The sequence below is a fragment of the Halobellus ruber genome, from assembly GCF_014212355.1.
In the GTDB taxonomy this organism is placed as follows: Archaea; Halobacteriota; Halobacteria; order Halobacteriales; family Haloferacaceae; genus Haloquadratum; species Haloquadratum rubrum.
Genome location: NZ_JACKXD010000002.1, coordinates 391,048 through 404,779, shown reverse-complemented (window position 1 = coordinate 404,779; position 13,732 = coordinate 391,048). Strand labels below are relative to the sequence as shown.

General features: G+C 70.5%; 13 protein-coding genes. 6 read left to right on the top strand and 7 right to left on the bottom strand.

Features of this window, described 5'->3' with window-relative positions; translation table 11 throughout:
- The first annotated feature begins 106 nt into the window (after nt 1–106).
- The 3 genes from H5V44_RS07025 to H5V44_RS07015 all read left to right on the top strand — a co-directional run bounded on the left by H5V44_RS07025 (nt 107) and on the right by H5V44_RS07015 (nt 4,548).
- Nucleotides 107–1,594: a proton-conducting transporter transmembrane domain-containing protein gene (locus tag H5V44_RS07025; RefSeq protein ID WP_185192395.1), complete on the top strand. Its 1,488-nt coding sequence runs from the start codon at nt 107–109 to the stop codon at nt 1,592–1,594.
- A complete protein-coding gene (locus H5V44_RS07020) occupies nt 1,584–4,043 on the top strand; it encodes a DUF2309 domain-containing protein (RefSeq protein ID WP_185192394.1) in 2,460 nt (819 codons plus the stop codon). The genes H5V44_RS07025 and H5V44_RS07020 overlap by 11 nt, the downstream gene beginning before the upstream one ends.
- Before the next feature lie 85 nt (nt 4,044–4,128).
- The gene (locus H5V44_RS07015) at nt 4,129–4,548 is read left to right on the top strand and encodes a universal stress protein (protein WP_185192393.1); all 420 of its coding nucleotides are present in this window, start codon (nt 4,129–4,131) and stop codon (nt 4,546–4,548) included.
- Between the two features lie 238 nt (nt 4,549–4,786).
- Here the strand turns inward: H5V44_RS07015 and H5V44_RS07010 are convergent, their stop codons facing one another.
- Genes H5V44_RS07010 through H5V44_RS06980 form a run of 7 tightly spaced genes read right to left on the bottom strand, consistent with a single transcriptional unit; the run spans nt 4,787 to nt 10,128 of the window.
- Nucleotides 4,787–5,476 (bottom strand): urease accessory protein UreF, encoded by a 690-nt coding sequence (locus H5V44_RS07010; protein ID WP_185192392.1) that lies wholly within the window; start codon nt 5,474–5,476, stop codon nt 4,787–4,789.
- Nucleotides 5,469–6,074: an urease accessory protein UreE gene (locus H5V44_RS07005; RefSeq protein ID WP_185192391.1), complete on the bottom strand. Its 606-nt coding sequence runs from the start codon at nt 6,072–6,074 to the stop codon at nt 5,469–5,471. The genes H5V44_RS07010 and H5V44_RS07005 overlap by 8 nt, the downstream gene beginning before the upstream one ends.
- Entirely contained in the window at nt 6,074–6,973 is a 900-nt protein-coding gene (locus tag H5V44_RS07000; protein WP_185192390.1) for an urease accessory protein UreD, read from the bottom strand. Before H5V44_RS07000 ends, H5V44_RS07005 begins: the two co-directional genes overlap by 1 nt.
- A complete protein-coding gene (gene ureG / locus H5V44_RS06995; RefSeq protein ID WP_185192389.1) occupies nt 6,973–7,596 on the bottom strand; it encodes an urease accessory protein UreG in 624 nt (207 codons plus the stop codon). Before ureG ends, H5V44_RS07000 begins: the two co-directional genes overlap by 1 nt.
- Complete coding sequence (locus H5V44_RS06990) at nt 7,593–7,973, bottom strand: urease subunit gamma (protein ID WP_185192388.1); 381 nt, start codon at nt 7,971–7,973, stop codon at nt 7,593–7,595. Before H5V44_RS06990 ends, ureG begins: the two co-directional genes overlap by 4 nt.
- 2 nt (nt 7,974–7,975) lie before the next feature.
- Nucleotides 7,976–9,682, bottom strand: a complete 1,707-nt coding sequence (gene ureC, locus H5V44_RS06985) for an urease subunit alpha (RefSeq protein ID WP_185192387.1) — start codon at nt 9,680–9,682, stop codon at nt 7,976–7,978.
- Nucleotides 9,679–10,128, bottom strand: a complete 450-nt coding sequence (locus H5V44_RS06980) for an urease subunit beta (protein WP_185192386.1) — start codon at nt 10,126–10,128, stop codon at nt 9,679–9,681. Before H5V44_RS06980 ends, ureC begins: the two co-directional genes overlap by 4 nt.
- A gap of 262 nt (nt 10,129–10,390) precedes the next feature.
- Between H5V44_RS06980 and H5V44_RS06975 the strand changes: the two genes are divergently transcribed.
- From H5V44_RS06975 to H5V44_RS06965, 3 genes are all read left to right on the top strand, one after another.
- On the top strand, nt 10,391–11,110 hold the full coding sequence (locus tag H5V44_RS06975; protein WP_185192385.1) for a hypothetical protein: 720 nt from the start codon (nt 10,391–10,393) through the stop codon (nt 11,108–11,110).
- Between the two features lie 108 nt (nt 11,111–11,218).
- Nucleotides 11,219–12,628, top strand: coding sequence for an aspartate aminotransferase family protein (locus H5V44_RS06970; RefSeq protein WP_185192384.1), 1,410 nt, complete (start codon nt 11,219–11,221; stop codon nt 12,626–12,628).
- A 2-nt stretch (nt 12,629–12,630) separates the two neighbouring features.
- A complete protein-coding gene (locus H5V44_RS06965; protein WP_185192383.1) occupies nt 12,631–13,635 on the top strand; it encodes an NrpR regulatory domain-containing protein in 1,005 nt (334 codons plus the stop codon).
- Nucleotides 13,636–13,732 lie beyond the last annotated feature (97 nt).

Sequence of the window (13,732 nt, the reverse complement as noted above, 5' to 3'; positions counted from 1 at the left end):
ATTTAATAACCGTATCGTTCGTAGAAGGGGACAGATACGACCGAAGACCGGATGCGCGACGTCGGAGGGGCGTCGTCGCAGGTGCCGGTCGTGGACGATACGAACGATGACAGAACACGACGGACCGACGACTGTAGGACAGCTGCCGACGCCGACGCGCTCGGGCTCCCGGGTGCCGTGGGCGTTGACGCGACTCGCCTGGCTCCTCTGTGTCGCGAGCGTCGGCGTGCTGGCCGCCCGGGTCGTCGCCGACCTCTCCTGGGGGGTACCTGGCCTCGTGGTCGTCGACGGGCTGACGGCCGTGATGTGGGTGACTGTCACGTTCTTCAGCGGCATCGTCCACAGCTACTCGCGGCGCTACCTCGCCGGCAGCCGGACCGTAGACCGGTTCGTCGGGCGCGTGTTCGCGTTCACGCTGACGGTGATGGTCCTGGTCGCCGCGGACAGTTTCGTCCTGTTCGTGGCCGCGTGGGTCACAATGGGGCTGGTGATGGCCGAGCTGATCGGCCACGTCGAGGGGTGGCCGCAGGCGGGGGCCGCCGCGGCGCTTGCCCGCCGGTACTTCCTGGCCGGCGGCGCCGCACTGACGGTCGCAATCGGCGCGCTCCGGTTGTCGACCGGGGCGGCCGCGATATCAGCGGTTCCCGCTGCCGTCGAGGCCGCCCCCTCGGCGCTCGTGCTCCTCGTCGCGGCCGCGCTCCTGCTCGCGGCGATGATCCAGTCGGCGCTGGTGCCGTTCCACACCTGGCTGCTCTCGTCGATGACGGCTCCGACGCCGGCGTCGGCGCTGATGCACGCCGGGTTCGTCAACGCCGGCGGGGTCCTGCTCGTGCGGTTCGCGCCGGTCGTCACCGTCGACGCCGGCGTGTTGCTCGCGGTCGTCCTGGTCGGCGCGACGAGCGCGATCCTGGGGAAGTTCCTGAAGACCGTCCGGACCGACGTCAAGGGGAAACTCGGCTGCTCGACGGTCGGCCAGATGGGCTTTATGATCGTCCAGGCCGGGTTGGGCTTCTTCGGTGCCGCGGTCGCCCACCTGATCCTCCACGGGTTCTACAAGGCCTACCAGTTCCTGGGGTCGGGTGGCACCGTCCACCACGAGCACCCGACTGCGACGCCGGATTCCGGCTCGCTGACGCCGCTCGGGGTCGTTGCGACCGGTGGCACCGCGCTCGCGGCGGGGGGTACCTTCGCGGTGCTGACCGGGAAGGGCACCAGCTTCGATTCCGGCCTCCTGCTCACGCTGCTCGTGACGCTGACGACGCTCCACGCCGCCCGTGGGTTCGTAGCCGACGCCGCGCTCCCGGGTGCCGTCCGCTACGGTGCCGTCCCGGTCGTCGCGATACCGGCCATCGCCGTCTACGCCGGCGTCTACAACGTCGTGGCCGGACTCCTCGCCGGACTGCCGGCGGTCGGGGAGCCGGCCGCGTTGACCCCGATCCACGGGCTTGTCGCCGTCGCGTTCCTGGCGGCGTATCTCGCCGTCGAGACCGGCGCCTACAAGCGGAGCCGGCGGGTCTACGTCGCGCTCCTGAACGCAACCCAGCCCGCCCCCGAAACGCAGCTAACCGCCACGGAGGACTACAATGAGTACTGAGACCGCTATCGAGGATCGTATCGACGCGGCGGCCGACGCCGTCGGCGCCGCCTGGCCGCTGCACTCCTTTGTCACCGCGAACCCACTCGCGGGGTTCGAGGACACGCCGTTCCACGAGGCCGTTGCGGACGCCGAGCGACTCCTCGGCGGCGACGGCTACCCGAGCGCAGCCGTCTTCCGGGGCGCCTTGGAGGACGGACGGATCGACCCCGAACTCCTCCGCGAGGAACTCGACGCCCACGGGTACGAGACCGACCCCGAGGCGTCGCTCTCGGCGCTGGCGGCCGCGGAGTCGGATCCGTCGGGGACGGCCGACGACACCGCGACGTCGCCGGCGACCGAGCGGGTCGACGCCGTCCTCACCAAGTGGCTGGCGGCGTTCCTCGACCAGGGCGGGGCGGAGTGGGCGATGCCGGACCGCGACCGCGGCTTCTATACGGCCTTCCGGGCGGTTGCCCGCCACGACGACGAGATCCCGAACGGCGAGGCGATCGCCGCCCTCCCTGGCGACCCCGTTCAGGTCGTTCAGACGTCTCTCGACGAGTATCCCGAACCGGAGCGGAGGGCGATCCTGGAGTTCCACCTGGCGGCGCTGCCGGGGTGGACCGGCCTGATCAAACAGCGTGTCGGCGACGGCGACGCCTGGCAGTCGGCGTATCCGATCTCCCTGCCCGGATATCTGGCGGCGCGGCTGGCGCTCGCCGACCAGTTCGACGCCCCGCTCGCGCCCGACGAGGCGCCCGCCCACCCCGACGCGGCGACACGTACGGACCCGACGGAGGCGGCCGCCTCGGGCGTTCCCCTCCCCGAGGTGTGGCTGACCGCGTGGGAGCGCAGCTACCGGTCGGAGCTGACCGGAGCGGTCGCGGAGGCGAGCCGGCTTCTCGCCGACAGCGAGTCGGCGGATCGCCCCGACGCGCAGCTGGTGTTCTGTATCGACACCCGGTCGGAGATCATCCGGCGGCACATCGAGGCCGCGGGCGACTACGAGACCCACGGCTACGCCGGCTTCTTCGGGATTCCGATGCGCCACGAGGGCTACGGCTCCGACGTGACCGTCGACGCCTGCCCCCCGATCCTGGAGCCGGAACACCACATCGCGGACCGTCCGGCGTCGGGGACCGCCGGGGAGAAGGGCGCATACGACCGCTGGCGCGCCGCCCGCGAGACTGCCTCGGAGGCGCTCGCGGACCTCCGCTCGAACGCCGCGACCGCGTTTAGCTTCGTCGAGAGCGCCGGCGCGGGGTACGGCCTGGGGCTTATCCTCCGGACGCTGCTGCCCACGCGCGTTTACGACCTGCTGGACGCCGCCGACCGCCGGCTGCCCGACGCCCACGAGTTCTGCGAGCCCGACTTCGAGGGGCGCTCCGAGGCCGGAGCGCTTCCGTCCGGGCTCACACACGAACAAAAAGTCGAGTACGCGGCGACGGCGTTCGAACTGATGGGGATCGAGCAGTTCGGGCGGCTGGTGGTCTTCGCGGGCCACGCAAGCGAGACTGCGAACAACCCGTTCGACTCGAGCCTCGACTGCGGCGCCTGCGCCGGCAACCCGGGCGGCCCGAGCGCCCGCGTCCTCGCAGCGATCTGCAACGACGAGGCCGTCAGGACCGATCTCCGGGAGCGCGGGATCGACGTGCCCGACGACACCGTCTTCGTCGCCGGTGAACACAACACGACCACCGACGAGGTGACGCTGTACGCCGGCACCGTCCCCGGAACGCACGCCGACGACGTCGAACGACTCCGCGCGGACCTCGCAACCGCCCGCGCCGGCGCGGCCGCAGAGCGGGCCGAGGACATGGGCGCCGCCCCGGAATCGGGTGTCCGCGAGACCGAGCGCCGCGCGGCCGACTGGGCGGAGACCCGCCCGGAGTGGGGGTTGGCCGGGAACGCGGGGTTCGTGATCGGGCCGCGGGAACTCACAGCCGGGGTCGACCTGGACGGCCGGGCGTTCCTCCACTCCTACGACTGGCGGACCGATCCCGACGGCGACGCCCTGGAGGCCGTCCTCACGGGGCCGATGGTCGTCACCCAGTGGATCAACGCCCAGTACTACTTCGCGACGGTCGACACCGGGGTCTACGGCAGCGGCTCGAAGGTGACACAGAACCCCGTCGGCAACGTCGGCGTCTACCAGGGCAACGGCGGCGACGTGATGACGGGACTTCCGCTGCAGTCGGTGATGGCCGCAGACGACGAACCGTACCACCAGCCCCTCCGGCTCTCGACGGTGGTCCACGCGCCGACCGACCGCGTCACGGGGATCCTCGCCGACCACGAGGACCTGACGCGCCTGCTCGACAACGGGTGGCTCTCGCTTTCGGTCGTCGACCCCGAACGCGACCACCGGGTGTTCCACTACGCCGGCGATCTGGCGTGGACGCCGGCGTCGCCCGCGACCGAACAGGAACCCGAAGGGCAGCCGACGCCCACGCCCGCCGACGACTGATCCGCCGGCACTGCGTTCAGAGCGTGGTCGTCCTCGTCACGCCCTGACCAGCCGGGTTCATCATCCCCCGAGCCGTACGTAACGTATGATATCGAGCCTCCTCGTGCCGATGGACGACTCGGAGATGGCCGAACGGGCCCTCGAATACGCACTCGAGAACCATCCCGAGGCCGAGATCACCGTGCTCCACGTCGCCGGCAACCCGTCGCTGATGGGTGGCACGGCGGCGGGGCTGGCGCTGGAGGACGACGCCGGCGAAGCTGCCGAGTCGAAGGCCGAGGGTGTCTTCGACCGGGCGCGGGAACTTGCGGCCGAGCACGGATTGGAGATCGACACCGAGGTGGGGATGGGCCACCCCGCACGAGCGATCCTGAACCGGGCCGAGGGGTTCGACGCGGTGGTGATCGGGACCCACAGCGGGTCGTTGAGCGACCGGCTGTTCGTCGGCAACGTCGCGAAGAAGGTGGCCAACCGGGCACCCGTTCCGGTGACGGTCGTCCGCTGATCGGGCCTATCGGGGCCGAACGGAGCCGTGACGGGTGGATTCGGCGGCCAGCACGGCCCGTAGACGGGGCTCACGCTCGTCGGCGATACCGAAAGGCCGGGAGGCGGGCAACCCCCCGGTTCTCCGACTGGAGACAACAGGACACGGGGCGACAGTAGGTCGGGACCCGGTCCTGTCGTCCGTGGCTGATGCCCTCGGAGGGCTTGAGCCTTGTCCCGAGGATCGGCGGTGCCCCGAATCAACTCAGGAACAGGCGCCGATCCGCGCGCTCGTGGTCCGCCGATAGAACCTCCGCGAGCGGCGTGAACGACGTCAGATCGTCGAGCGTCCGCGCGTCGCTGGCGTCGACAGCCGCCCGGACGGTCGGTCGGAGCCGATCGAGCGCCCGCTGGACCCCGGTGTGGCCGACCGAGAGCAGCCGCTGGGCGGCCCCGAGCAACCCGGTCAGGAAGCCGTGACAGTACACCAGACACGCCTCCCGCTCCGCGATTCCGGCGCGGCCGGCGACGGCGCCCAGCACGACCGGGTGGTTGCCGGGGGCCGTTCCGTCGTCGACTGCCGCGGCGTACGCGTCCAACAACGGGTCCGAGCGGAGGTCACGCTGGAGTGAGAGCAGCCGGGCACCCGACTGGGTGGCGGCCTCGCGGAACTCCGCCGGCAGCGTCACGGCCGTCAGCCGGCGGTCGGCGGCACGGACGGCCGCGACGTCGTCATCGCGGGCGGCTTCGTGTGCGGCCCGGAGCGCCACGAGGTCGGCCGTTCCGACCTGGTTGCGGAGGTACGCCTCCAGCACCGCCCGGAGGTCGTCGAGGTTCTCGATCCGCCCCTCCTGGACGAACTGCTCGATCCCCGAAGAGATGGAGTTCGTGCCGACCGGGAGAAAGGAGTCGGCCAGGCGGAACGCCTCGAGCGTCGCGTCGTCACGCATCACGGCCGTCCTCCGAGGAGCGAACGCTGCGACCGGGGATGCCGGAGTGTGCGTGGTCTCCGTGGTCGTGAGCCGCGTCGTGTTCGTACTCGTGGCCTCCCCCGCTGTGGCTGTGGGCGTGCTCCGGCGTCCCGCCGTCGTCGAAGGTCGTCGGCGGGACGGACTCGAAACGCGTCCTCACGCCCGCCGGAAGGTCCCCTTCGATCGCTTCGCGCATCCGCTCGCGGGTGTCGGGAACCGGAAAGAGGGCCTCCCCGTCGCGGACGGCGAGGTCCCAGTGTCGGTTTCCAGCCGCGTGACCGACCGCGAGCGCCGCGGTCGCCGGGACGTCGCTGTCCCCGAAGTCGACGACGAGTGCGTCGACGGCCGCGAGTTCCACGACCACGGGGTCCCCCTCGGCGGTTTCGAGGACGTCGCCGTCCCCGAGTTCCGCGGCGACGACGATGCCGAGATCGGCCCCCGCCTGGGTCTCGGTCCGGACCCGGGAGCGCCGGCGGTCGGTGTCAGAAAGCACCACGCGGTGGGGGTCGGCGTTCGAGAGCCGAGCCGCCACCTCGGCGTCGTCACGGTGGCCGAGATACCGTTCGGCGACCAGCATCAGTACGCCCTCCCAGACGGCGCCGGGGCGTCGAGCAGGCTCTTCCGGGCCCGGTTCCGGGCTGCGTGCAGCGCCGCCCGCGCCGTCTCGGCGCGGTGCCCCAGCGCGCGGACGACCGCGCCGGCGCCGTTCGGGAGTTCCGTGGCTCCGGCCCGCGCCTCGTGGTCCGCGACCGCCGCGTGCAGCCGGTCGCTCAGCGCTCCCGCGTCGCGGTCGGGGGCGGCGACGAAAAGCGAGCCGTAGACCGAAAACTCCCCGAACACGCCCGGGGCCGTCGGGTTTCCGTCGCCCGGCGTGAGGTGCGTGGCGTCCTCGAACAGGAGCCCGTCGGGACCGGTGGCGTGGACGCGCGACAGGTACCGCTCGAACTCGAAGCGCTCGCCGCGGGCCAGCCGACCCGGGACGACGACGTTCCCGAGGATCGCCGTGGCGTCGGCCGCGAGATCCAGCGTGAGGCGGGCGTGATACCGGGCGTCGGCGTGCAGGATCGTCGGCTCCGGCAGGTACTCGAGGTGGCCCTCCGACTCGACCGACAGCGACACGTCCGCCGCCGCGTAGTTGTGCTCCATCGACTGCACTTTCGTGGACCCGCCGGTCGTGACGCGGGCGAGGGCGTCGGCGCCGACCGCGACATCGACGTCGCGGCGGTCGCCCTGTGCAACGCCGCCCGTCGACGACTGGACGATCACGGTCGTTACGTCCGGGTGTGGATCGTGATCGAGCGTCCCCGACACGTGGAACGGCGCAGTCGCGTAGTCTTTCACAAGCGCGGTCCCGCCCGCCGTCTCCCGGAAGGTCAGTTCCAGCCGGCCGTCCTTCCCGGGCGAGCCGACCGCCGCCTGGGGCACCGGCTCCGCGGCGTACGCCTCGAACGATGGGTGCGGGGCGTCGGCCGCCATCAGGCGAACAGCACCCCCTCGCGGACGTGCGCCAGGACCTCGTCGAGGCCCTCCCGCGCCTTGCAGTCGGTGAAGACGAACGGGCCGTCGCGGACATCGTCGGCGTCGCGCTCCATCGCGTCGAGGTCGGCGTCGACGTGCGGCGCGAGGTCCGTCTTGTTGATCACGAGCAGGTCACAATCCACGACGCCGGGGCCCCGCTTCCGCGGGATGTCGTCGCCCTCGGCGACGCTGATGACGTACAGCGAGTAGTCCGCGAGTTCGGGGTTGAACGTCGCCGCGAGGTTGTCGCCGCCGCTCTCGATCAGGACGAGATCCAGTTCCGGGTGGTCGTCGAGGAACGCGTCGATCTGTCGGAGGTTCATCGAGGGATCCTCGCGGATTCCGGTGTGGGGGCACGCGCCGGTCTCGACCCCGGCGACCAGCTCCGGGGGCACCACCCCGTCGAACCGCTCCCGGAGGCGGTCGGCGTCCTCCTGGGTGAGAATGTCGTTGGCGATCACGCCCACGTCCAGCCCGCTCGCCCGGAGTTCCGGGACGATCTCCGTCAGGAGCGACGTCTTGCCGGAGCCGACCGGCCCGCCGATGCCGACGGTCGCGACGTCGCGGTGGGTGAGGCTCATTCCGCGTCCCCCTCTCCGCCGTCGCCGTCGGTGTTCGTATCGTCGCCTGCGCCGTCCTCGCTGCCGACGCTGTCGGCGCGGATCGGGTCGTGGACCGTCACCAGCTTGGTGCCGTCGGGGAACATCGGCTCGACCTGGATCATATCGACCATCTCCGGAACCCCCTCCATCACGTCCTCGCGGCCGAGCAGGCCTGTGGCCCCCGACCGGATCTCCGCGACGGACTGTCCCTCCCGGGCGCGCTCGATGCACCAATCGCTGATGTACGCGACCGTCTCGGGGTGGCTCAGCAGGACGCCGCGCTCCTTGCGGCGTCTTGCGACCTCCGCGGCGGTGAAGACCGTCAGTCGTTCCTCCTCTTTGGGTGTGAGTTTCATCGTCAGATCGTGTACCGTTGTGCGAGCGGGAGCTCCGACGCCGGTTCACAGGTGATGTGTTCGCCGTCGATCGTCACCTCGAACGTCTCGGAGTCCACCTCGATGTCGTCCGGACAGTAGTCGTTGTACAGCATATCGCCCTTGGCGGGCGTGCGCGTCCCCTCGACGGGGAGGACCCGCTTGTCGAGGCCGTAGGCCCCGCCGACACCAGCCTCCGCGGCGGCCGGCGAGACGAACGACACCGACAGGGCGTGTTTGGCGGTCCCCTTCGCGCCCGCCCGTTCGCGCTGCTTGACCGGCTGGCAGGTCATGAGCGAGCCGTTGGCCTCGCCCATCTCCGAGTGGACGGGGAACCCGCCTTTGAACGTCATCGCGGGTTTGACGCCGAAAAAGGCCGGATCCCACAGGCAGATGTCGGCGAGTTTCCCGGGTTCCAAACTGCCGACGTACTCGTCGATCCCCGACGAGATCGCCGGGTTGATCGTGTACTTCGCGAGGTAGCGTTTGATCCGGTGGTTGTCGCCGTCGGACTCCGAATCCTCCGGGAGCGGGCCGCGCTGGGACTTCATCTTCGAGGCGGTCTGCCAGGTCCGCGGGATCACCTCGCCGACCCGCCCCATCGCCTGGGCGTCGGAGGTCATCATCGAGATCGCGCCCACGTCGTGGAGGACGTCCTCGGCGGCGATGGTCTCCGAGCGGACCCGCGATTCCGCGAACGCCACGTCCTCGGGGACGTCCGGGTTCAGGTGGTGACAGACCATCACCATATCCAGGTGTTCGTCGAAGGTGTTGTCGGTGTACGGCATCGACGGGTTCGTCGACGAAGGGAGCATGTTCGGCTCGCCGACCAGTTCCATTATGTCGGGCGCGTGGCCGCCGCCGGCGCCCTCGATGTGGAACAGGTGCATCGTCCGCCCGTCGACCGCCTCGAAGGTCGTCTCCAGGAAGCCGGCCTCGTTGAGCGTGTCGGTGTGCATACACACCTGAACGTCGGTGTCCTCGGCGACCGCGAGGGCGGTGTCGATGGCTTCCGGCGTCGATCCCCAGTCCTCGTGGAGCTTCAGCCCGCAGACGCCGGCGTCGATCTGTTCGTGCAGCGGTTCGGGGTCCGAGGCGTTGCCCTTCCCGTAGAAGCCGACGTTGACCGGCCACTCGTCGGCGGCCTGGAGGAACCGTTTGACGTTCTCCGGGCCCGTGGTCGTGGTCGCCGCGCCGCCGCCGTAGCCGCCGCCGAGCATCGTCGTGATGCCCGAGGCGAGCGCGTGTTCGTGGAGTTGTGCGGAGTTCCAGTGGACGTGGATGTCCAGCCCGCCGGCGGTCGCGATCTTCCCCTCGGCGGGGTAGGCGTCCGTGGAGGGCCCGACGACCATATCGACGCCGTCCATCGTGTCTGGGTTGCCGGCCTTCCCGATCCCCACGATCTCGCCGTTCCGGATCCCGATGTCGCCGGCGACAATGCCGACGACGGGATCCAGCACCGTCGCGTTCGTGATGACCCAATCCAGCGCACCCTCCTGCTGTGTCACGCCGGGTGCCATCCCGAGCCCGTCGCGGAGCGTCTTCCCGCCGCCGAAGACGGCCTCGTCGCCGTGCGTCCGGAGGTCCGCCTCGACCGCCGCGAACAGCGACGTGTCGCCCAGCCGAACCCTGTCACCCTTGGTGGGTCCGTAGAGGTCGGCGTAGTTCCGGCGGTCGATCTCCCGGGTCATTCGGGGTCCCCGTAGTCGGCGGCTTCCTCGTCAACGTCGCCGGCAGTGTGCTCGGTCGCGCCGGTATCGGCGCCCGTATCCCGGAACCCGGCCTCGCGAGCGCGCTGGAGCGCTGCCGTCGGATCGCCGTCGACGCTGCCGTTCACGAGGCCGTTCATCCCGGAGGCCCGGCGCTTACCTCCGATGGCGACGAGTTCGACGGTCCGTTCGTCGCCGGGCTCGAAGCGGACGGCGGTGCCGGCGGGGACGTTCAACCGCATCCCGTAAGCCGCCTCGCGGTCGAACGCGAGGGCGGCGTTGGCCTCGAAGAAGTGGAAGTGCGATCCGACCTGGACTGGCCGATCGCCGGTGTTTCCGACCGTAACCTCGGCCGTCTCCCGCCCCTCGTTGAGCGTGACCGGTTCCGCATCGACCCGGATCTCGCCGGGAACGAGGTCGTCGCTCACCGGTGGCGCCCCCGTCCGGAGCGGTGCAACCGTGGGAGATCTCGTGTCGAATCGTGCATCGTACACCACCAAATTGAGTCATTCGAGGTAAAAAAGAACTGATGAGACAATACTTACCCAATTGAAAACCGATTCACTTCCCCGTCGTAAATGCCTGCGTAATGAGTTCGGAAGCGCGCCGGCGACGGGGTGGGCGGGGTCGAGCGGGTTCGAAGACGGCGTCGAATCCGGGAGCATCGTTCGGGATCGCCCCCGGGCGGCGATGAGCGTCACGCTCCTCGGCACGGTCGCCACCGCGGGCGTTTTAGGGGTCACCCACGCCGTCGAACCGGACCACGTCGCGGGGATCACGTCGTTGACGGGTCGGTACGGCGACGCCAGGCTGTCGGCGTTCGTCGGCGCCTGTTTCAGCGCCGGCCACGTTGCCTTGGTCGTTTGTTGGCTCGGCATCGGCTACCTGCTTCCGGGCCGGACGGGGGTCCCGCCGGTGTTCGATACCGTCGGCACCGTCGGCGTGGCCGCCATCCTCGGCGTCCTCGGCGCGGCGCTCGCGACCGGCGGCCTTCGGCAGGTCGTCTACGCGCACGACCACGAGGGCGCGCGGCGCAGACATACCCACGTCCGTCTCCCGTTCCTCGGCGACGACGGCGACGACGCACACGCCACCGATCACACCACGACGGGGTTCCTCAAGACCGGCGTCGTGGGGGCGCTGTTTACCCTCTCGCCGCCGCTTTCGATGATCGTGTTCGCGTCGACGCTGCTGGCTGCCGGCCCGGAACTCGTCGCGGTGGCCGTAGGGACTTACGCCGTCGCGATCACCGGGACGATGAGCGCCTTGGGGGCCGGCGCCGGAGCCGTCTTCGCCCGGACCGCGGAGCTTGACGTCCAGGTCCACGGCGCCACGCAGGCGCTGGCCGGCGCCCTGGTCGTCGGGCTCGCCGTGACGGTGGCAACGGGCGTGTTTCCGGTGTTCGGGTAGCCCGGGGGCCCGCCTACATCCGCGGCGTGCGGGTCTCGGACGTCCGTGATCGCACTCGTGACAAAGATTTATGTCGATCGGCGATAGAACCGGAAACAGTATTCCGGTATGTCGACCGACACCCAGCCCCCCTCGCCCGACCTGACAGCCGAGGAACTCCTCGCCGAGGAGCGCGAGCGGTACCGCGAGCGGACGCCGAACTCCGCGGAGATGGCCGGTGACCTCCGCGAACTCGTCCCCGCGGGGGTGTGCAGCACCTTCCGTGCGTTCGAGCCACACCCGATGCACGCCGAGCGCGCGGAGGGGACCTCGATACACGACGTCGACGGCACCGAGTACCTCGATTTCGCCCTCAACAACGGGACCCAGTTGGTGGGGCACACCCACCCCGAGCTGTCGGAGGCGGCGATCGAACAGATCGGCGAGGGGACCCTCTACACCCGCCCGAGCCGCCTCATCGAGTACGCCGCCGAACCCCTCATCGAGCGGTGGGACGCGATCGACCAGGTGCGGTTCACCAACAGCGGCACCGAGTCCGTGATGCACGCGACGCGGCTGGCCCGGGCGTACACCGGCCGCGAGAAGATCATCCGGATGGAGGGCGCGTACCACGGCGCCCACGACCCCGCCCTGGTGAGCTCGATGCCGCCGCTGGAGAAGGCCGGGGCGGCGACCGACCCGAACGCGGTCAAGGAGTCCCAGGGGATCCCGGACGGCGTCCCCGAGGACATCCTGCTCGCCCACTACAACGACGCCGACAGCGTCGAACGGCTGCTGCGGGAGCACGCAACGGAGGTAGCAGCAATCCTCGTCGAGCCCGCGTGTCTGAATCTCGGTCTCGTCGAACCGGAAAACGGGTTCCTCCAGCGGCTGCGCGAACTCGCCGACGAGTACAACGTCGTGTTGCTGTTCGACGAGGTGAAGACCGGCGTGAAGCTCGCCCCCGGCGGCGGCGCGGAGTACTACGGTGTCCAGCCGGACCTGGTCGCGCTTGCGAAGGCCATCGGCGGCGGCTACCCGGTCGGCGCGTTCGGCGGCCGGCGGGAGCTGATGGAGCTCATCGAGGCCGACCTCCGCGAGGGCGTCGCCACGGGGATGGCCCACTACGGGACCTACAACGGGAACCCACTGGCCCTGCGGGCGGTGGGCGTGACGCTCCGGGAGATCCTCGATTCGGCGGCCTACGACCACGTCACCCGCCTCGCCGAACGGCTCGCCGAGGGCTACCGCGACGTGATCGAGGACGCGGGCCTCGACGCCCAGGTCAAGACCGCGGGCTCCCAGGGGATAATCCACTTCACCGACGAGCCGATCCGGACCTTCAGAGACTGGGAACACGTCGACGAGACGCTCCACGAGGCGTACTGGGTCGGGATGGTGAACCGCGGCGTGGTCCCACATCCCCACGACGCCTCCCAGCAGTGGACCCTGAGCGTCCAGCATACCGCCGAGGAGGTCGACGACCACGTCGCGGCGTTCGCCGACGTCGCCGACGGGATCGCCGCCGCACAGGAGTGACGATGCCGCCCGACGCGAACCGGCGGACCTACGACATCCTCCGGCTGTTGGCCGACCACGAGCCGATCGGCAGCGTCCACCTCACCGACCACCTCCAGGAGCGGGGGTACTCGATCACGGAGCGGACGGTGCGGCTGATCCTGTCGGACCTCGACGACGACGGGCTGACCGAGAAGGCGGGGGGAAAGGGCCGACGGCTGACCCGGGCGGGGCGTGCTGAACTCGAACGCGGGCGCGTGAGCGGGCGGACCCAACACGTTCGCGAGCGCCTCTCGGAACTGACCAGCCGCGTCACCTACGACCCGACGAGCGATACGGGCACCGTCGTGGTCGGAACCGTCCGCGTTCCGAGCGACGAGCGGGCGGCACTCGATCGGCTCCTCGACGACATCGACGGGTCGCCGCTCGGGCCGGCGGTCGTCGCAATCGAGGAGCGCGGCAGCCACCTCGAACTGTCGGCGCCCTCGAGCGTCACCGTCGACGGGGTGTTGCTGTCCCACGGCATCGACAGCCACCCGGACACCCTCGGGTTAGTCGAGTACGAAGCCGACCCGACGCCGGAGTCGCTGCCGTACGACGACGACACGCCCGCGGCGGGCGGCGGTGCGATCAGACGGTTCACCGACGTCGTCGGCGACGAACGCGCCACGCTGGATCTCGTGTCGCTGCTCATCGGTGCGGGCCGGACCGACGTGGCGGCCGCGCTGTCGGGCGGAACCGGGCTGCTCGTGGCCGACAATCGGGAGATCCCGCTGGCCCGCTACGAGACGGCCGACGAACTCGTCGTCGGGATGCGGAACCGGCTCGGGGGCGTGTTCGACCTCCGCCGGCCGCGGGAGTCCGGGCCGTTCCCGTGGGGACAACCGGGCTGGACGTTCGCCTCGCTCACGTACGCCGGGATCGGGGAGTGCGTGATCGCCCGGTGCGTGGAATCGGGGATCGCAGCGGAGTGGGAGACGCTCGCCGGCCTCCGTCGCCGGGCGGAGCTGTCGCCGGTCGGAGGGTAGCGTCGTTCGGCGCCGGCCGGGTCGGCGGAGCGGCGACGCTTTCCGCCGGAAACCGCCCACCCCGACAGGTTCTCGGATTGATGGTGGATGAGTATTT

Excerpts from the sequence above, each read along its gene's own strand:
- H5V44_RS07025 (WP_185192395.1), top strand. The coding sequence starts at position 107 with ATGACAGAACACGACGGACCGACGACTGTAGGACAGCTGCCGACGCCG.
- H5V44_RS07020 (WP_185192394.1), top strand. The coding sequence starts at position 1,584 with ATGAGTACTGAGACCGCTATCGAGGATCGTATCGACGCGGCGGCCGAC.
- H5V44_RS07015 (WP_185192393.1), top strand. The coding sequence starts at position 4,129 with ATGATATCGAGCCTCCTCGTGCCGATGGACGACTCGGAGATGGCCGAA.
- H5V44_RS07010 (WP_185192392.1), bottom strand. The coding sequence starts at position 5,476 with ATGCGTGACGACGCGACGCTCGAGGCGTTCCGCCTGGCCGACTCCTTT.
- H5V44_RS07005 (WP_185192391.1), bottom strand. The coding sequence starts at position 6,074 with ATGCTGGTCGCCGAACGGTATCTCGGCCACCGTGACGACGCCGAGGTG.
- H5V44_RS07000 (WP_185192390.1), bottom strand. The coding sequence starts at position 6,973 with ATGGCGGCCGACGCCCCGCACCCATCGTTCGAGGCGTACGCCGCGGAG.
- ureG (WP_185192389.1), bottom strand. The coding sequence starts at position 7,596 with ATGAGCCTCACCCACCGCGACGTCGCGACCGTCGGCATCGGCGGGCCG.
- H5V44_RS06990 (WP_185192388.1), bottom strand. The coding sequence starts at position 7,973 with ATGAAACTCACACCCAAAGAGGAGGAACGACTGACGGTCTTCACCGCC.
- ureC (WP_185192387.1), bottom strand. The coding sequence starts at position 9,682 with ATGACCCGGGAGATCGACCGCCGGAACTACGCCGACCTCTACGGACCC.
- H5V44_RS06975 (WP_185192385.1), top strand. The coding sequence starts at position 10,391 with ATGAGCGTCACGCTCCTCGGCACGGTCGCCACCGCGGGCGTTTTAGGG.
- H5V44_RS06970 (WP_185192384.1), top strand. The coding sequence starts at position 11,219 with ATGTCGACCGACACCCAGCCCCCCTCGCCCGACCTGACAGCCGAGGAA.
- H5V44_RS06965 (WP_185192383.1), top strand. The coding sequence starts at position 12,631 with ATGCCGCCCGACGCGAACCGGCGGACCTACGACATCCTCCGGCTGTTG.